Source organism: Massilia sp. SYSU DXS3249 (assembly GCF_053668055.1).
Window position 1 is genome coordinate 184,538 of sequence record NZ_JBSIPX010000006.1, and the last position, 18,071, is coordinate 202,608.

Consider the following 18,071-nt stretch of genomic DNA (forward strand, 5'->3'; position numbering starts at 1 on the left):
TTCATTAATATCATTTCCACCATTGTCAATACGGGCGCCTGCGATGAAAACCTCTCTTGCAGCAAGTCTGTTGTGCGTACTCGGCCTGGCGGGATGCGGGAATTTTTCGAGCGTCCATCGCACCCTCGATACCACCCAGGGACAGGGCGTCCTGATCGACATAAAACAGCGCGCCATCCTGGCGTCGACGATGCCTGTTCTGAATGCCACCGGTACGCAGTCGCATCCCGTCGTCTGCGCCGAACCGAGCCCGGATGCGCTCTCCGCCTATGCCTTCGACCTGGCGGCCCAGGGGAGTTTTCCAGGCGGGAAAGCGCTGGGCGGGAGTTTCGGCAGTGCGGAGAGCGCCGCATATGTCGGCCTGCGCACCCAGAGCATCCAGCTCTTGCGCGACCAGTTCTTCCGGGCGTGCGAAGCCTACATGAACCGGGCGATCAGCGCCGCCGAATACAACCTGCTGATCCGACGCTACCAGAAGCAGACCGCGGCACTGCTGGCGATCGAACAGCTGACCGGCGCCATGAGCGCATCGGCTGCCATCGTCAGCGCGGCCGGCTCGGCCAAAGGTTCGACCTCCGCCTTTCTGCAAAGCGTCTACGGCGAGAACAAGAATACGATCGCCGCCCTGGAAAAAGAAAAGGCGACGCCCGAACTCGAGGACGAGAAAAAGAAGGCGGTCCAGGCGGAAATCGACCGCCTGAAAAAGCAGAACGATGAGATCCTGCAGTCGCTGAAAGGCGCGGAACCGGAAAAAGTCGCGGCCACGGCCTCCGGCGAAACAAGCGAAGCGAAGCCGGCCGGCACCCAGCCGGGCGTCTCTTCAGTCGCCAGCGTCGTCCAGCACATCGTCGACAACGTGACACTCACGGACGATTTTCTCCAGCTGTGCATCGTGAACTTCGCCGGCCCGCAGGAGGCCGCGCACGCGGCTGCCGCGCAGCCGGCCGGCGCCAACGCCGACCCGCGCAACATGCGCGAAGCCTGCATGCGCCGCATGGGGATCGCCAACGAGCGGCTGCAGCTCCAGAACACCGTCGCGAAAAATTACCTGGACAATATCATTGCCGATAAAAAGCTCACGCCTGCACAGAAACGCGAAGAGCTCGACAAGATAACGGGTATCGGCAGCCCCGAGCCCAGCGTCGTCGCGCGCACCCTCGATGTCAGCACCACCGACATGAAGGCACTGCAGCTGATCCTTTCCAACCAACAGAAGGCCTTGATGGACCTGAGCGACAAGGTTGATGAAACCCTTTGCGATCCGAAAAAGGATGCGAAATGCAAGACCCGGAAATAGGCGGTGCGGCAGGGCCGGCGCCCCGCGGGAATCAGACCCGGAAGGCCGCCACGCGGTTGCGCCCGCGCGCCTTGGCCGCGCCCACCGCCTCCTCGGCACGCGCGACCACGGCCTCGAACACGTCGTCGCCGGCCGGCACCGTCGTCGCCACGCCGATCGACATGGTCACGATGCGGCGCTCGGGCAGCGGGTGCGACATGGCCAGGCGCTCCAGCGCGCCGCGGCAGGCTTCGGCCACCTGCACCGCGCCATCGAGCTTGGTATCGGGCAGCAGGATCGCGAAGCGCTTGCCGTCGTAGCGCGCGGCCAGGTCGGACGGGCGCTTGAGCTGCCCGGTCAGCACGCCGGCCAGCTTGCGCAGGCACAGGTCGCCCGCGTCGCGCCCGAGGCGTTCGTTGAAATGGCGGAACTGATCGATGTCGCAGACCAGCAGCGAGAGCGGCTGGCCGTTGCGGCGCGCACGCGCCCATTCGCCCTGCGCCGTTTCCTCGAAGCGGTTGCGGCTGGGGATGCCGGTGAGCGGATCGACGCCGGCATGGCGGTCGAGCTGGGCCTGGATGCGGCCCAGGGTGTCCTGGCTGTCGCGCAGGCGGCGCAGCGTCTCGGCGTGCTCGTCCTCGGCGCGGCTGACGGCCGCGTGGTAGCGCAGGCGCGCCAGCAGCTCGGCGCTGCCCGGCAGCGTCGACAGGTAGTCGGTGGCGCCGGCGGCAAACGCGGCGTCGCGATGGCGGCCGTCGCAGCCGGGCGCGAGCACCAGCAGCGGCAGGGCGCGCAGCGCCTCGTCGCCGCGGCAGGCGCGCACGAAATCGCTGCAGTCCTCGGCCCCCGACAGGGCGCGCACGACGACCGCCGGGCGCACGCTGGCCGCCTGGCGGGCGGCGCCGGCGGCATCGGCCAGCACCAGTTCGATGTCGCCGGCATCGGCCAGCATTTCGCGCAGGGCCGCGGCGAAAGGCGGCGCACCCACCAGCAGCACGCGGCACGGGGTGTGGGACGACTGGAATGCGAGGACTGGTGACATCGGATCGGCTGAGGTGGACTGGGCGGCACATTCTACCCCGAGGCCATGACAAATTGTTGCATTTAGCCTATCGGTTGTGCCTGCTTACAACGGTCTGCGGCCTGGCCCGGGGATCGGCTATCCTGCCCCATTCGATCACGAGGAGAACAGCATGAAAGCCATCGTCACCGGCCACAGCAAGGGCCTGGGCGCCGCCATCGCCGCCGAGCTGCTCGCGCGCGGCATTCCGGTACTGGGTCTGGCCCGCCACCGCGCACCCGGCCTGGCCGGGCGCTTCCCGGACCTGCTGCGCGAGATCGAGGTCGACCTGTCCGACGGCGCCGTGCTGGCGCAGTGGCTGGCCGGCGGCGCGCTGGCGGGCTTCGTGGCGGGCGAGGGCGCCGTGCTGCTGGTGAACAACGCCGGCGTGGTGTGGCCGGTCGGGCCGCTGGCCGAGCAGGACCCGCTGGAGGCGGTCAAGGCGGTGACCCTGAACGTGGCTGCGCCGCTGGCGCTGGCTGCCGCCGCCGTGCGCGCCAGCCCCGGCGCCCACCGGCGCATTCTGCACGTGTCGAGCGGGGCGGGCCGCGGCGCCTATCCCGGCTGGAGCGTCTACTGCGCCACCAAGGCCGCGCTCGACCGCCATGCGGAGGCGGTGGCGCTCGACGCCGACCCGGCGGTACGCGCCTGCAGCCTGGCGCCGGGCGTGATCGACACCGGCATGCAGGCCGAGATCCGGGCCACGCCGGAGGCGCGCTTTCCCATGAAGGAGCGTTTCGTGCAGCTGAAGCAGGAAGGGGCGCTGAGCTCGCCCGAGGCCTGCGCCGCGGCCCTGGTCGACTACCTGCTGGCGCCCGGATTCGGCAGCAAACCGGTCGACGACCTCCGTAACGCCTGACGGAGCGCTCTACAGCGAAGCGCCAAGCACCGGGTCGACCGCCGCGCGCGGCGTCCAGCGCCGCGGCACCAGCGAGCGCTGGCGGGCGGTGCGCTCGAACACGCGCTGCGCCAGCGTCTCGGGCACACCGGTCTCGCGCAGGAAGGCTTCGGCAACCCGCCACCCGAGGTTGTCGCGATAGGCGATGGCCACGTCGACGAGGGCGCCGAGCACCGGGTCGGCGCGCCTGTCCTGGCCGCGCTCGACGAACACGTGCTCCACCGCTGTCTCCTCGGGGCATGGCGTCGCCTGACCGCCTGGCGCCAGGCCAGGCGGTGTCGGCATGCTGCTCATACGGCTTACCTCATTGCACGTTGATCAGCTCGACCTCGAAGATCAGGGGTGCATCGGGCGGGATGGAGGTGCCGCTGCCGGCGCGCCCATAGGCCATCGACGCGGGAATAATGAGGGTGCGCTTGCCGCCGACGCGCATGCCGATCAGTCCCTGCTCCCAGCCCTGGATGACCTGGCTGGAGCCGAGCCGGAAGGTGAAGGGCGTGCGGCCGGCCGAGGTGTCGAACTGGGTGCCCTTGAAGTCGGCCTTGCTCGCGTCGTACAGCCAGCCGGTGTAATTCACGGTCAGGGTACGCCCGGAAGTCGCCAGCGCGCCCGTGCCCGTTACGGTATCGATGCGCTGGAAGGCCGGGCCCTGGCCCAGCGGCGTGCTGGCGCGGTCCTTCGTGTAGCGGGTGTCGGCCAGGTAGCCGCCGCCCACCGGCGACAGGATCACCAGCTCGCCCTTGTCGAGGTAGAGCGCACCCGGCGCGCTTGCCGCCGGCAGCTGGCCCGCGTTGGTCGTGCATACCGGCCCGTCGGAATAGGCGATGCACCAGCCGGCCACGCCGTTTTCCAACGTCGCCGTCACGGCCGGGCCGCTGCGGGTGCGGGTGTAGGCGGGTATCGCGATCGTCACCAGGTCGAGCGGGACCTGCACCTGCGCCGTGCTCGGCGCCAGCACTGCCGTCGCGGTCTTGGTGCTGGTGTAGGTCAGCGAGAAATCCGCGCTCAGGGTTTCCGAAGCGATCGGCGTGCCGCTGCATCCGATCGCGTCATGGAAATTGCGGACCAGCTTGAATTGCAGGGCGTCGCCGCCGCCGCTCGCCGTAGACAGCGTTGCCGTATCCTGCACGCGGCCCTGGCAGGGACCGTACCAGGTGCCGGCATAGTTGACGAGCACCGAGGCGGTGGCGGGAGGCGTCGCCGGTGGCGTGACAGGCGGCGTGACCGGTGGCGCGACCGGTGGCGTCGCCGCCGCCGGCGGCGGCGTCACGGCCACCGCCTGGGTGGCGTTGTCGCTCCCTCCGCCACCCCCGCCGCCGCATGCGCTCAGACTTAGGCAGGCGGCAAAGGCAACGGCCTTGCACAGCGGCGCGCCCCCATGCCCCAGCTCTCCCTCGGCTGTTTTACTTTGTTTATAGAAAAGAACAGCCCGATTATTAGCCGATGGTGCGCGCATATGCTTATCTCCCAGTTCATCCCGAATTTCTTGTAATCAACTCATTCATGCGCCGGGCGGCTTTATTTTTTGTAATTGACGGTTATTGAAACCGAGAAATACCGCTCCGGCGAACCGTCCAGAAAATTGACGGAATCGTGAATGCGAAAATATTGTGCACACCAATTCGATTGATGCGCAATGCATGGAATTGAACCGGCGGGTCAATAAGATACGGATTGACGCAACCGGGCGCGCCTACAAACTTTCCGCATGTAATTAATCAACATACGGGGCGTAGAGCGCCTCCTATGAGACGGTCACATCCGCCATCATCTGACAGCGTTGTAGGCATGGTCTTACCCCCTATGCATGAAAGCCAAGTGATAGAAATAATTCATGGAACCGCAAAATAGCTGATGTGTTGTTTTTTCCACATCAAAAAAATTATGCATTTTGCGTAAAATTTTTATGCTAGCTTAGTAAATACGCACCCATCACTACTGGTTATTCTGCCTGTCCATGACGTATTACAAATGGATAGCCGGACGTGACGGGCATTCCTTTGCCTGTCGATTTGTGAGACCTGCAGTGGCGGTTCTGAGCGGCATCTCGACACCGCGGGCCGGAGTCGAATACATGAGACGTGGACGTCCAAACTATCCTAGGGGAAAGAAACATGGCTCACAACCCGCAGTACAACTTCAACGTCAATCTCGACGACCTCCTGTTTATCCTCAACCAGATCAAGATTGCAGAAAACAGCACCAATCCCGACGGCAGCATCGACGGCGACAAGTTGCGCGACGACGTCGGCAGTCCGTTGCTGCCTTACGGCCTGCGCACGGTCGACGGCACCTGGAACAGCCTGCTGCCGGGCATGGAACGCATGGGAGCGGCCGATAACGCCATGCCGCGCCTGGTGGCCGGGCAGTGGCACGATGCGGAAGGCGTCGCCGCGAATGTCCTGGGCGGCAATCCGGCCATTGCCGGCTCCAGCTACAAGTCCATCACCCCGGGCAACATGGTCTTCGATTCGCAGCCGCGCGTCATTTCGAACCTGATCGTCGACCAGACCAACCACAACCCGGCGGCGGTCATCGCCGCCCAGGACCGCGCCGACATCGCGACCTACCCGGGCATGGACGAAGTGCAGACCGCGCCCAACGGCACCCTCCTGATCCCGAACCAGTCGCCCGACATCGGCCTGTCGCCGCCGTTCAACGGCATGATGGCGCTGTTCGGCCAGTTCTTCGACCACGGCCTCGACCTGATCGCCAAGGGCGGCGGCACCGTCTTCGTGCCGCTCAAGCCGGACGATCCGCTCTACGTCGAGGGCAGCCCGACCAACTTCATGGTGATGACGCGCGCCCAGAACGGCGTCGGCCCCGGAGCCGACGGCAAGCTCGGTACCGCCGACGACGACCTGCGCGCCCAGATCAACACCACGACCCCCTTCATCGACCAGAACCAGACCTATACCTCGCACCCTTCGCACCAGGTCTTCCTGCGCGAGTACGCGATGGTGAATGGCAAGCCGCTGGCCACCGGGCGCCTGCTCGACGGCACCCATGGCGCCGGCAACTGGGCCGAAGTGAAGGAGCAGGCCGCCAAGCTGCTGGGCATCCAGCTGAGCGACACCGACATCTTCAACGTGCCGCTGCTGGCGACCGACCGCTACGGCGAATTCATCCGCGGCGCGAACGGCTTCGTCCAGATCGTCACCGCCACCGGGCTGGTCGAAGGCAATCCGGGCGCCAACGGCGGCCTGGGCGTGGCGCTGCCGGCCAACACCATGCGCACCAACCACGCCTTCCTCGACGACATCGCGCATACCGCCGCGCCCGGCACCTACGACCACGACCACAACCCGATGACGCCGCGGGTGCAGCTGGTGGCCGACGACGACAGCGTCGCCAATGGCGGGCCGCAGCCGGTCGGCACCTATGACGACGAGCTGCTCGACCGCCACTTCATCAACGGCGACGGCCGCGGCAACGAGAACATCGGCCTGACCGCCATCCATGCCATCTTCCACGACGAGCACAACCGCCTGGTCGAGCAGTACAAGGACACCATCCTCGCCAGCGGCGACCTGGCCTTCATCAACGAATGGCTGCTGGTCGACATCGAGGCGGTGCCGTCCGACCTGTCGACCCTCGTGTGGGACGGCGAGCGCCTGTTCCAGGCCGGCCGCTTCGTCAACGAGATGCAGTACCAGCACATGGTGTTCGAGGAATTCGCGCGCGCCGTGCAGCCGAGCATCGATCCCTTCGTGTTCTCGAATTCGGCCGACATCGACCCGGCCATCATGGCGGAATTCGCCAACGTCGTGTACCGCTTCGGCCACTCGATGCTCAACGAGACCGTGGCGCGCATCGACGGCAACATGAACGAGAAGGACATCGGCCTGATCGAGGCCTTCCTCAACCCGATCGCCTTCGACCAGAACGGCACGGTCGACCCGCATGTCGCAGTGGGCGAGATCGTGCGCGGCATGACGCGCCAGGTCGGCAACGAGATCGACGAATTCGTCACCGACGCGCTGCGCAACAACCTGGTCGGCCTGCCGCTCGACCTGGCCGCGCTCAACATCGCCCGCGGCCGCGACACCGGCTCGCCCAGCTTCAACGAGGCGCGCGCCGCCTTCTACAAGATGACGGGCGACGCCCAGCTCAAGCCCTATACGAGCTGGGCCGACTTCGCGCCGCACATGAAGAACCCGGCCTCGATCATCAACTTCATCGCCGCCTACGGCCTGCACCCGACCATCACGTCGGCGACCACGCTGGAAGCCAAGCGCGCCGCCGCCACGCTGCTGGTGATGGGCGACATGGACCTGAACGACAACGGCAAGATCGACTTCCCCGAGCCGAACGAAGACGGTACGCCTGGGACGCCCACCGGCCCGAACGAAGTCGCCCCGGCCGACCGCCTGGCATTCCTGAACAGCACCGGCGGCACCTGGACCGCCGCCACCAGCGGCCTGAACAAGGTCGACTTCTGGATCGGCGGCCTGGCCGAAGCGAAGCTCGAGTTCGGCGGCATGCTGGCCCCGACCTTCAACTTCGTGTTCGAACAGCAGATGGAAATGCTGCAGAACGGCGACCGCTTCTACTACCTGAGCCGTACCCAGGGCCTGAACCTGCTCAACGAGCTGGAAGGCAACCTGTTCTCGGCCATGGCCATGCGCAACACCGACCTCGGCGACGCCATGAACACCAGCCACCTGCCGGCGCTGATGTTCACCACGCCGAGCTATATCCTGGAAATGGACAAGGCAGACCAGCGCACCGGCATCGGTACTGGCCTCATCAAGAACGGCGACCCGACCCGCGCCAACCCGATCCTGAACGCCTTCACCTCGCTCGTCACGCGCAAGGCGCCGGGTGCGGACGTCAACGGCGACGGCCATCCCGACGGCGGCGAACTGATCTACGCCTACGACGGCCCCGACCACGTGGTGCTGGGCGGCACGCCCGGCAACGACACCCTCAAGGGCGGGCGCGGCATGGATACCCTGTGGGGCGACGGCGGCGACGACCGCCTCGACGGCGGCGACGAGGCCGACCAGGTGCACGGCGGCGACGGCGACGACATCATCACCGACCACGGCACCCCGGCCGGCGCCGCCGACTTCCTGCGCGGCGACAACGGCAACGACGTCATCAGCAACGGCACCGGCAACGACCTCGTGTTCGGCGGCGCCGGCCAGGACTTCGTCATCGTCGGGCCCGACTTCACCGAGGTGTTCGCCGGCGAAGGCAACGACTTCCTCCTGGGCGGCAACGGTTCCGATGTCCTGATGGGCAACGAGGGCGACGACTGGATCGAGGGCGGCGAAGGTTTCGACTCCGTGACCGGCGAGAACTCGCAGCTGTTCTTCAACAGCACCATCATCGGCCACGACGTCCTCAACGGCCAGGGCAACGACACCGACTACGACGGCGAATCGGGCGACGACATCATGGTCCAGGGCGCCGGCATCCAGCGCAACAACGGCATGCTGGGCTTCGACTGGGCGATCCACAAGGGCGACCCGACCGCCGCCAATTCCGACCTCGGCATCCCGCTCTTCGGCCAGCAGGAGCCCTTCATCCTGCGCGACCGCTTCGATTCGGTCGAGGCCCTGTCCGGCTGGAAGTTCGACGACGTCCTGATCGGCACGGTTCGTCCGACCGGGGCGCCCGGCGGCGAGGGCGGCATCCTGCTGCCACCCGACGGCAGCAGCCTGCTGCAGAAGAACGTCGCCCTGATCCGGGGCTTGCAGGAGCTGCTCGGCAAGCCCGCGTTCGACAACCCGGAAGCCATCGTGTTCGATCCGCGGACAGGCGCCGACATCCTGATCGGCGGCGCCGGCAGCGACAAGATCACCGGCAAGAACGGCAACGACCTGATCGACGGCGACGCCTGGCTCAACGTGCGCGTCGAGGTCATGTCGAAAACGCAGCCGAACGTGGTGCTCAAATCGGTCGACAGCATCGCCGAACTGCGCGACGACATGCTCTCGGGCGCCATCAATCCGGGCCAGCTGCGCATCGTGCGCGAGATCCTGCAGTCGACCACCAAGGCGGCCGAAATCGACCAGGCGATCTATTCCGACCTGCGCGCCAACTACGACATCACGCGCAACGCCGACAACACCTGGACCGTGGCCCATGCCCGCGGCACCGGCACCGACGGCATCGACACCATCCGCAACATCGAGGAACTGGTGTTCGTCGACGACGTGGTCAACCTGACGGGCGAGCCGCACATCGACGACATGACGCCGACCGAGAAGCACATGCTGACCGCCACGCCGGGCACCGTGGCCGCCTTCGCCGGCGTGCCGGAGTCCGCCATCAACTACCAGTGGCAGGCCCTGGTCAACGGCGTGTTCGTCAACATCGCCGGCGCCACCGGCGCGACCTTCATCCCGCAGCAGGCGCAAGTCGGCCAGCAGCTGCGCGTGATGGCCAGCTTCAGCGACGCCGGCGGCGTCAGCCGCGCCATTCCCTCGGCGGCCACCAGCCCGGTGGGCGACCAGATCGTCGGCACTACGCTCGACAACGTCCTGACCGGCACCGCCTGGGACGACGACCTGATCGGACTGGCCGGCAACGACACGCTCAACGGCGGCCTCGGAGCAGACCGGCTCGAAGGCGGCACCGGCAACGACATTTATGTCGTCGACGATATCGGCGACACCGTCGTCGAAGCGGCGGGCGCCGGCACCGACACCGTGCAGACTACGCTGACGGCGCGCACCCTCGCCAACAACCTGGAAAACCTGACGTATATCGGGTCGGGCAACTTTTCCGGCACCGGCAATGCGCTTGCCAACAGCATCACCGGCGGCAACGGCAACGATACCCTCGACGGCGGCGCAGGCAGCGATATCCTCACCGGTGGCTTCGGCGACGACACGTATATCGTCAGCGAAACCGGCGACCGGGTGGTGGAAACGGCCAGCGCGGGCATCGACCTGGTGCGCACCGCACTCGGCTCGCATACGCTGGCCGCGCATGTCGACATGCTGGAATACACCGGCACCGGCAACTTCAACGGCACCGGCAACGCCCTCGACAACAGCATCATCGGCGGCGCAGGCAACGACGTGCTCGACGGCGGCACCCTCGGCGGCAACGACCAGCTCATCGGTAACGACGGCAACGACATCCTGCGCGGCCAGAACGGCAACGATGCCCTCGAAGGCGGCCTGGGAGACGACTACCTGGACGGCGGTACCGGCCTCGACGACATGCGCGGCGGCAGCGGCGACGACACCTATGTCGTCAGTGCCGTCGGCGACATCGTCACCGAGCTAGGCAACGAAGGCGTCGATACCGTGCGCACGAGCATCAATTACACGCTCGGCGACGAGGTCGAGAACCTGGTCTATACGGGCACCTCGACCTTCATCGGCACCGGCAACGCGCTCGCCAACCGGCTGCAGGGCGGCTCCGGCACCGACACCCTCGACGGCGGCGCGGGCGTCGACTGGATGGCGGGCGGCCGCGGCAACGACACCTACGTCGTCGACGAAGCGCTCGACACGGTGGTGGAGCTGGCGGGCGAGGGCACCGACACTATCCGCACCACGCTGGCCAGCTTCGAGCTGGGGGCCAACCTCGAAAACCTCACTTTCACCGGCACGGGCGCGTTCGTCGGCACCGGTAACGCCCTGGTGAATGCGCTCACGGGCGGCGCCGGCGACGACACCCTCGACGGCGGCGCGGGCGCGGACCGCATGACCGGCGGGGCCGGGAACGATGTGTACGTGGTCGATCACATCGGCGACGTGATCATCGAAGGTACGGGCACCGCGGGCGGCAGCGCGGACCTGGCACGGGTCTCGGTAAACAGCTATACGCTGGGTAACAACGTCGAGGAACTCGTGTTTACCGGCACCGGCAACTTCACCGGCACCGGCAACAGTTCGAACAACACGATGACGGGCGGCGACGGCAACGACAGCTTGAATGGCGGAATCGGCAACGACCGGCTGATCGGGGGCAAGGGCGACGATACCTACTTCGTCAACTCCTCCGCTGACGTCATCGTCGAACTCGACGGCGAAGGAATCGACACCGTCATGTCCAATTCCGGCAGCTACATCCTCGGGGCAGGGGTCGAGAACGCGATCCAGACCGGCGGCGTCGCCAACTTCACCGGCAACGGGCTCGACAACTACCTGCGCGGCTTCACCGGCGCCGACACCCTGCGCGGCGGCGACGGCAACGACCGGCTGGAGGGCGGGGCCGGCAACGACCGGCTCGAGGGCGGAGCGGGCAACGACATCTTCGTGTTCTCGGCGGCGGGCTTCGGCGCCGACACCATCGCCGGCGGCTTCGACTTCAACGCCGTGGACGGCCAGGACCTGCTCGACATCTCGGGCCTGGGCATCAGCGCCAGCAACTTCGCCACCAGCGTCAGCTTCACCGACCTGGGCGCCGACCTGCGGGTGACGATCGGCATCATGGGTTCCTTCGTGCTGCAGGGCGTGGGGAACCCGGCGGATATCACGATCGACGACTTCATCGTGCAGGGGCAGACGGCCGCCCTGGCGACGGCGGCGCCGGCAGCGATCGCGCCGCTGGGGGAGATGCTGACCGTTTGAACGCCGTAGCAGTCACGCTGTAGTAGTTGCACCGTAGTGCAGGGACCGGCGGCCGCCTGGCGGCCCCGGTCCACGTAACAAAGACAAGAACGATTACAAGCTTCAAAGCCTGGGAGATAACGAAAATGAAGTTCATGAAGAAGCACGCCGCCGGCGCGCAGCAGCTGCATGCCGCACTCGCCGAAACCGATCCGACCAGCGTCGACCTGATCCTCCTCGACCGGGCAGGCTTCCGGCCCGCCTTCCGGCTTCCTCCCATGCCGCACATGCCCGGCTTCGCCCGCCGCCCGGTTGCCACGCCCGCCGCACGCGATGCCCGCGGCCGCACCCCGGCCGCGCGCGCCCACAAGAAAACCACCGCACGCCCGGTGTAATCCACGTCCGTCCCGGAGACCACCATGAATACGATCTGGCGAGAGCTGCGGCCCCTGCTTGGCTATATGGGCCTGTTTTCCTTTTGCGTCAACCTGCTGTACCTGGTGCCGGCATTGTTCATGCTGCAGGTATTCGACCGGGTGCTGACGACCAACAGCCACGAAACCCTGCTGGTGCTGCTGGTCGGCACCGGCGTGGCGCTGCTGGTCATGCTGCTGCTCGATTACGTGCGCCAGAGCCTGCAGGGCGTGCTGGCGGCGATGGTCGACGAGCGCCTCGCGCGCCCGGTCGTCGAGACCCTCGTCGAGCGCGCCGCGCGCATGCCGAATGCCGGCGTGGGCGAGGGCATGCGCGACCTGGCCACGCTCAAGAACGTGCTGTCCTCGAATGCGCTCGCCGCGCTGTTCGACGCGCCCTGGGCGCCGATCTTCCTGGCGCTGATCTGGGGCTTCCACCCGGCGCTCGGCCTGGGAGCGCTGGTCGCCGTGGCGGTCATGCTGGCGGTCGCCTGGCTGAACCACCGCATCAGCCAGGGCGCGATCGCCGGCCTGCAGCAGGACGGCCGGCGCGCCTCGAAATACGTCGAGAGCTCGCTGAGGAACGCCGAGATCCTGCAGGCGCTCGGCATGACCGGCAAGCTGCTCGCGCGCTGGCGCACCCTGCAGGGCGAGGTCGCCAGCCTGCAGGCCAGCGCCGGCCGCTCCAGCGTCGTCTTCACGGCGCTCACCCGCTGCCTGCGCCAGGCGATCCAGATCCTGCTGCTGGCGCTGGGCGCCTGGCTGGTGATCAGCCAGGAGGCCTCCGCCGGCATCATGATCGCCACCACCGTGCTGCTGGGCCGCGCCCTGCAGCCGGTCGAGCAGCTGGTCGGCAGCTGGCGCGCGCTGGCCGACGGCCGCGCCGCCTACGCCCGGCTGCAGGAGCTGTCGCAGGACTTCCCGGACGCCGCGAACCAGGTCGAACTGCCTTGCCCGACGGGCCGGCTGTCGGTGGAAAGCCTGTCCTTCCGCGCCCCCGGCACTGGCAAGCCCGTGCTCTACAACCTGGCCCTGAACCTGGAGGCGGGCGAGTCGCTGGCCATCATCGGCGCCAGCGCCGCCGGCAAGTCGACCCTGGCGCGGCTGCTGATCGGCCTGTGGGCGCCGAGCACGGGCACGGTGCGCCTGGACGGCGTCGACGTCGCCTACTGGAACCGCGCCCAGCTCGGCCAGTGGATCGGCTACGTGCCGCAGGACGTCGAGCTGTTCGACGGCAGCGTGGCCGACAACATCGCGCGTCTGGACGCGGTCGATTCCGAGCGCGTGATCCGGGCCGCGCAGCGTGCCAACGCCCACGACATGATCAACGAGTTCCCGCAGGGGTACGACACGCCGGTGGGCGAGGGCGGTTTGCGCCTGTCGCCGGGCCAGCGCCAGCGCATCGCCCTGGCGCGCGCGCTGTACGGCAACCCGCGCCTGGTGGTGCTGGACGAGCCGAACTCGAACCTCGACGGCGCTGGCGAGATCGCGCTGGCCCAGGCCGTGAGCGGGCTGCGCGCCGAGGGGGTGACGACGATCATCATCACGCACCGGCCGTCGCTGATCGCGCACGTGACGAAGATCCTGGTGCTGGAAGCGGGCCGCGCGAAACGCTACGGCGCCGCCGGCGAAGTCATGAAAGAGATGCAGCGCCAGGCGCAGGCCGTGGTCGATACCGCCAGCGCCGCGGTGGCACGTTGAAGAGGGGATGGACATGCAAAACGCAATGACGGCAAATGCAGTGGTGGGTGAACTGGTGGACGGCGGCCTGCCGACTCCGCGCGAGCAGGGCCGGCGCCTGGCGCGCTTCGGCATGCGGGTGTTCTACGTGGCGATGGTGCCGCTGGCGGTATGGACCTGCGTGGCCCCGCTGTCGATGGCGGTGGTGGCGCCGGCCTATGTGAAGGTCGACCTGAACCGGCGCCCGATCCAGCACCTGGAAGGGGGCATCGTGCGCGAGGTGCTGGTGCGCGACGGCCAGCGCGTGCGCGCCGGGCAGCCGGTGTTGAAACTGGGCGACGTCGGGGTCGACGCCGACCGCAACCGCCTGGCCTACCGCGCCATCGTCGAACGCGCTACCCTGGCGCGCCTCGAGAGCGAGCAGCTGCGCACCGGCAGCCTGCGCCTGCCCGAGGACCTGCTGGCGGCGGCCGCGCGCGACGAGCGCGTGCGCCAGGCGGTGGACAAGGAAACGAATTTGTTCGCCAGCCGCCGCTCCTCGCTCGAGAGCGAAGTGGCGCTGATGCGCGCCCAGCGCGCCCAGGTGGCCAACGAGGTCGATTCGCTGCGCGCGCAGATCGGCAACATCGAGCGCTCGCTGTCCCTGCAGCGCCAGGACCTGGAACTCAATCGCGGCCTGCACAAGGACAAGTTCATCTCGAGCGCCAAGCTGTCCCAGATCGAGGCGACGGTGGCCGACTACGCCGCCAAGGTCGACGAGCGGCGCTCGGAACTGGCGCGTGCCGGCCAGCGCATCGCCGACATCGACCTGCGCATCCGCTCGCTGCAGAACGCCTACATGCAAAGCGCCAGCGACGAGGTCAAGGCGAGCGTCGCGCGCCTGACCGACATCGACCAGGAAATGCGCAAGACCGACGACGCCGCCAGCCGCCAGGTGGTGGCGGCGCCCGCCAGCGGCGAAATCATCGACCTGAAGTTCAGCTCCCCGGGCGCGGTCGTGCGTCCGGGCGACACGATCGCCGAGATCGTACCGTCGGACGCGCGCCTGATGCTCGAGGCGCACATTCGTCCGGAAGAAATCAACCACGTCCACCTGCGCCAGAAGGCGCGCATCAAGTTCACCGCCCTGAAATACCGCAGCGCCCCGATGGTCGAGGGCGAGGTGACCTATATCTCGGCCGACCGGCTGGTCGACAAGGGCACAGGCCAGGCCTACTTCAGCGTGCTGGTCGCGGCCAGCGAGCAGTCGCTCAAGACGGCGCGCGACATCAAGCTGCAGGCCGGCATGTCGGCCGAGGTGTACATCGACGGCGCCACCCAGACGCCGCTGCAATACCTGGTCGAGCCGGTCATGTCGACGATCCGCCGGGCGGGGCGGCAGATGTAGGCGCCAGGGCGGACGACGGGAGCGGAGCTGCATGGACGAGCAGGAACGGCGGTCGGACCTGCGGCGGCGCGCCATCGCCTCGGTGGCGATGGTCGCCGCCGGGACGGCCATCCTGGCGGCGCAGGGCGACCCAGCACCTGCACTCGCACCTGCGCCGCCGTTCCGTCCTGGCCTGCCTGTGATCGAGGCGAAGCTGCCGCCACCCGCACCCGGGGGCCAGGTCAAGAACGCGGCCGGGGAACCCGCCCCGCCCGCCGAGCGACGTAACCCAACACGTGTTTTACTGATCCGGAGCACACCATGAAACCCGATAGCGAAGTGGAAGAGAGGGGGAGCGAGCACGAACCGCAAGTTCGCGACCGCGACAAGATGAAACGGCGCCTGGCGGGCGCGTCGCTGGTGGCCGCGGGCGCCGCCGTGCTGGCGGCCGAGGCCAGGCTGGGCCTGGGCACGGCGCCGGCCCCGGCGCCGGCCGCGCCCGGCGCGTCACCCGGGACGGGAACGCAGCAGGCCGGGACGAGGGCAAGCGGCAGCACGGCGGGCGGCACCGGCCTGGCCGGTGGGACCACCAGCCTGCGCGGCGACTTCAAGATCGAGGAGGTCGGCAGGGCGCCCTACACCACGCCCTTCATCGTGCCGCTGCCGATGCCGAAGATCGCCGAACCGGTGAGCGGGCTGAGCCCGGAGCCGGAAAAGTACCCGGTCGAGGGCGAGGCGGGGCGGCTGCCGCACCAGGCCTGGGACCGCTTCCCGCCTCAAAAGTTCTATCATGTCAAGGTCGAGGAAAAGGACCACGAATTCCACCCCGAACTGCCGAAGCAGAAAATCTGGGGCTACGGCGGCATCACGCCGGGGCTGACCTTCGTCGTCAAGTACGGCGAACCGATCCTGGTGCGCTTCGAGAACGAGCTGCCGCTCGATCATGTGGGCTACGGCACCCCCGAGATCTCGACCCACCTGCACAACGGCCATACCCCGTCCGAGAGCGACGGCTTCCCCGGCGACTACTACAGCGAGAGAAAATGCGGTTCGACCCTGAGCCGGCCGGGCAAGTTCAAGGACCATCACTACCCGAACATCTGTTCCAACGTGGACGCCTTTCCGGACACCGGCGGTAACCACGCCCTGGCGCTCGGCACCCTGTGGTACCACGACCACCGCATGGAATTCACCGCGCCCAACGTCTACCGGGGGCTGGCCGGCTTCTACCTCATCTTCGACGAACTCGATTCCGACGACGAATACGACGAGCACGAGGGCGCGCTCGGCCTGCCTTCCGGCGTCGGCAAGTACGATATTCCGCTGGTGTTCCAGGACCGCCGCTTCGATTCGGGCGGCTACCTGTATTTCGACCAGTTCGACCCGGAAGGGATCGTGGGCGACAAGTTCCTTGTCAACGGCAAGGTGCAGCCCTTCTTCTCGGTCGAGCGGCGCAAGTACCGCTTCCGGATGCTCAACGGCTCGTCGCTGCGCTTCTACGAGTTCTACCTGGTTTACCAGGGCATCGACCAGAAATTCCACCAGATCGGCAACGACGGCAACCTGCTGCCGGCGCCGGTACTGACCAGCAAGCTGCGCCTCGGGGTGGCCGAGCGGGGCGACCTGATCGTCGACTTCGCGCAGTACCCGCTCGGCGCCAGGCTCTACATCGTCAACAAGCTCGAGCACCTTGACGGACGTGGGCCGACCGGGCGCATCCTCAATCCGGGCACCCAGATCATGCGCATCGACGTCGACCGCGAGCCCGCCACGCCCGACCACAGCCGCCTGCCGGCGACACTCCGGCCGCTGCCGAAGATCGACACCAGCAAGGTCAGGACAGTGCGCCGCTGGGACTTCGGCCGCCTGAACAACATGTGGACCGTGAACGACCTGCTGTTCGACGAAACCAAGCCGGCCGCCCTCATCAAGCGCGGTGTCGAGGAGATCTGGGAACTGCGCGGCAAGGGCAGCTGGAGCCACCCGGTGCACATCCACTTCGAGGAGATGCGCATCATTTCGCGCAACGGCCTGCCGCCCCCGCCGCACGAGGCGGGACGCAAGGACGTGTTCGTGCTGTCGCCCGGGGAGACGGTGCGGATCCTGGTCTGCTTCCGCGACTTCGTCGGCAAGTATGTCATGCACTGCCATAACACGATCCACGAGGACCACCACATGATGGTGCGCTTCGACGTCGTGCCGTGAAACCGGAACGTCAACCAGACAAGGGGAAGCATCATGAGATCGCGCAGGGCCTTCCTTGCCACCGCGGCCGCAACGCCGCTGCTCTACCCGGTCGCCAGGCACGCGCAGACGCGCGCGCCGACACCGCTGCCGGCCGATAACGGCCGCCGCCTTCCGAACGTCGCGCTGGAAACCCACGAGGGCAGGCCGGTGCGCTTCTACGACGACCTGGTCAGGGACAGGCTGGTCGTGGTCAACATGATGTACGCGAACTGCACCAACCTGTGCCCGACCAACACGGCCAACCTGCTGCGCGTGCAGGAGACCCTGCGCGAGCACGTGGGCAGGGACGTGTTCATGTATTCGCTGACCCTGCAGCCCGCCATCGACAAGCCTGCCGACCTGCGCCGCTACATGGACAGGTACGGCGTCGGCGAGGGCTGGACCTTCCTCACCGGCGAACCGGCCCACGTCGAACTGCTGCGCCGCAGGCTTGGGTTCTACAACTTCGACGCCGCCGCCGACGCCGACCTGAAACAGCACACGGGCATGCTGCGCATCGGCCACGACGGGCGCGACCGCTGGTCGATGATCCCGGCGCTGGCCAGCCCGCGCCAGATTGTCAACGCCATCTCGAACTACCTGTCCTGACGCAGCGCCGCAGGCGCGGCGCACGGT

11 protein-coding genes are annotated in these 18,071 nt (G+C 67.4%); 8 read left to right on the top strand and 3 right to left on the bottom strand.

Going from position 1 to position 18,071, the window contains the following annotated elements:
* The first annotated feature begins 43 nt into the window (after window positions 1-43).
* Entirely contained in the window at window positions 44-1,297 is a 1,254-nt protein-coding gene (locus tag ACWCIA_RS09715) for a hypothetical protein (protein WP_454162762.1), read from the top strand.
* A gap of 31 nt (window positions 1,298-1,328) precedes the next feature.
* Here ACWCIA_RS09715 and ACWCIA_RS09720 read toward each other — a convergent pair whose 3' ends face one another.
* Entirely contained in the window at window positions 1,329-2,318 is a 990-nt protein-coding gene (locus tag ACWCIA_RS09720) for a GGDEF domain-containing protein (protein ID WP_454162764.1), read from the bottom strand.
* A gap of 151 nt (window positions 2,319-2,469) precedes the next feature.
* On the opposite strand from ACWCIA_RS09720, the gene ACWCIA_RS09725 reads away from it, so the two are divergent.
* Complete coding sequence (locus tag ACWCIA_RS09725) at window positions 2,470-3,195, top strand: SDR family oxidoreductase (protein WP_454162766.1); 726 nt, start codon at window positions 2,470-2,472, stop codon at window positions 3,193-3,195.
* A 9-nt stretch (window positions 3,196-3,204) separates the two neighbouring features.
* On the opposite strand, the gene ACWCIA_RS09730 is transcribed toward ACWCIA_RS09725, so the two are convergent.
* Together ACWCIA_RS09730 and ACWCIA_RS09735 are read right to left on the bottom strand one after the other, a co-directional pair.
* Window positions 3,205-3,519 (bottom strand): hypothetical protein, encoded by a 315-nt coding sequence (locus ACWCIA_RS09730; RefSeq protein WP_454162768.1) that lies wholly within the window; start codon window positions 3,517-3,519, stop codon window positions 3,205-3,207.
* Between the two features lie 19 nt (window positions 3,520-3,538).
* Window positions 3,539-4,504, bottom strand: a complete 966-nt coding sequence (locus ACWCIA_RS09735) for an FKBP-type peptidyl-prolyl cis-trans isomerase (RefSeq protein WP_454162770.1) — start codon at window positions 4,502-4,504, stop codon at window positions 3,539-3,541.
* 844 nt (window positions 4,505-5,348) lie between these two features.
* Here ACWCIA_RS09735 and ACWCIA_RS09740 point away from each other — a divergent pair.
* The 6 genes from ACWCIA_RS09740 (at window position 5,349) to ACWCIA_RS09765 (ending at window position 18,044) form a co-directional block, all read left to right on the top strand.
* Complete coding sequence (locus ACWCIA_RS09740) at window positions 5,349-11,771, top strand: peroxidase family protein (protein WP_454162772.1); 6,423 nt, start codon at window positions 5,349-5,351, stop codon at window positions 11,769-11,771.
* A gap of 125 nt (window positions 11,772-11,896) precedes the next feature.
* A complete protein-coding gene (locus tag ACWCIA_RS09745) occupies window positions 11,897-12,145 on the top strand; it encodes a hypothetical protein (RefSeq protein WP_454162774.1) in 249 nt (82 codons plus the stop codon).
* A 24-nt stretch (window positions 12,146-12,169) separates the two neighbouring features.
* Window positions 12,170-13,864, top strand: coding sequence for a type I secretion system permease/ATPase (locus ACWCIA_RS09750; protein ID WP_454162776.1), 1,695 nt, complete (start codon window positions 12,170-12,172; stop codon window positions 13,862-13,864).
* Window positions 13,865-13,889: 25 nt separating this feature from the next.
* Window positions 13,890-15,230, top strand: a complete 1,341-nt coding sequence (locus ACWCIA_RS09755; RefSeq protein WP_454162778.1) for an HlyD family type I secretion periplasmic adaptor subunit — start codon at window positions 13,890-13,892, stop codon at window positions 15,228-15,230.
* A gap of 300 nt (window positions 15,231-15,530) precedes the next feature.
* Window positions 15,531-17,414 carry a multicopper oxidase family protein gene (locus tag ACWCIA_RS09760; RefSeq protein WP_454162780.1) on the top strand — a complete coding sequence of 628 codons (1,884 nt, stop codon included), beginning with the start codon at window positions 15,531-15,533 and terminating at the stop codon, window positions 17,412-17,414.
* A 33-nt stretch (window positions 17,415-17,447) separates the two neighbouring features.
* Window positions 17,448-18,044 carry an SCO family protein gene (locus ACWCIA_RS09765; RefSeq protein WP_454162782.1) on the top strand — a complete coding sequence of 199 codons (597 nt, stop codon included), beginning with the start codon at window positions 17,448-17,450 and terminating at the stop codon, window positions 18,042-18,044.
* The last annotated feature ends 27 nt before the right edge of the window (window positions 18,045-18,071 follow it).

Coding starts and splice junctions, on each gene's coding strand:
- ACWCIA_RS09715 (WP_454162762.1), top strand. CDS start 44: ATGAAAACCTCTCTTGCAGCAAGTCTGTTGTGCGTACTCGGCCTGGCG.
- ACWCIA_RS09720 (WP_454162764.1), bottom strand. CDS start 2,318: ATGTCACCAGTCCTCGCATTCCAGTCGTCCCACACCCCGTGCCGCGTG.
- ACWCIA_RS09725 (WP_454162766.1), top strand. CDS start 2,470: ATGAAAGCCATCGTCACCGGCCACAGCAAGGGCCTGGGCGCCGCCATC.
- ACWCIA_RS09730 (WP_454162768.1), bottom strand. CDS start 3,519: ATGCCGACACCGCCTGGCCTGGCGCCAGGCGGTCAGGCGACGCCATGC.
- ACWCIA_RS09740 (WP_454162772.1), top strand. CDS start 5,349: ATGGCTCACAACCCGCAGTACAACTTCAACGTCAATCTCGACGACCTC.
- ACWCIA_RS09745 (WP_454162774.1), top strand. CDS start 11,897: ATGAAGTTCATGAAGAAGCACGCCGCCGGCGCGCAGCAGCTGCATGCC.
- ACWCIA_RS09750 (WP_454162776.1), top strand. CDS start 12,170: ATGAATACGATCTGGCGAGAGCTGCGGCCCCTGCTTGGCTATATGGGC.
- ACWCIA_RS09755 (WP_454162778.1), top strand. CDS start 13,890: ATGACGGCAAATGCAGTGGTGGGTGAACTGGTGGACGGCGGCCTGCCG.
- ACWCIA_RS09760 (WP_454162780.1), top strand. CDS start 15,531: ATGAAACCCGATAGCGAAGTGGAAGAGAGGGGGAGCGAGCACGAACCG.
- ACWCIA_RS09765 (WP_454162782.1), top strand. CDS start 17,448: ATGAGATCGCGCAGGGCCTTCCTTGCCACCGCGGCCGCAACGCCGCTG.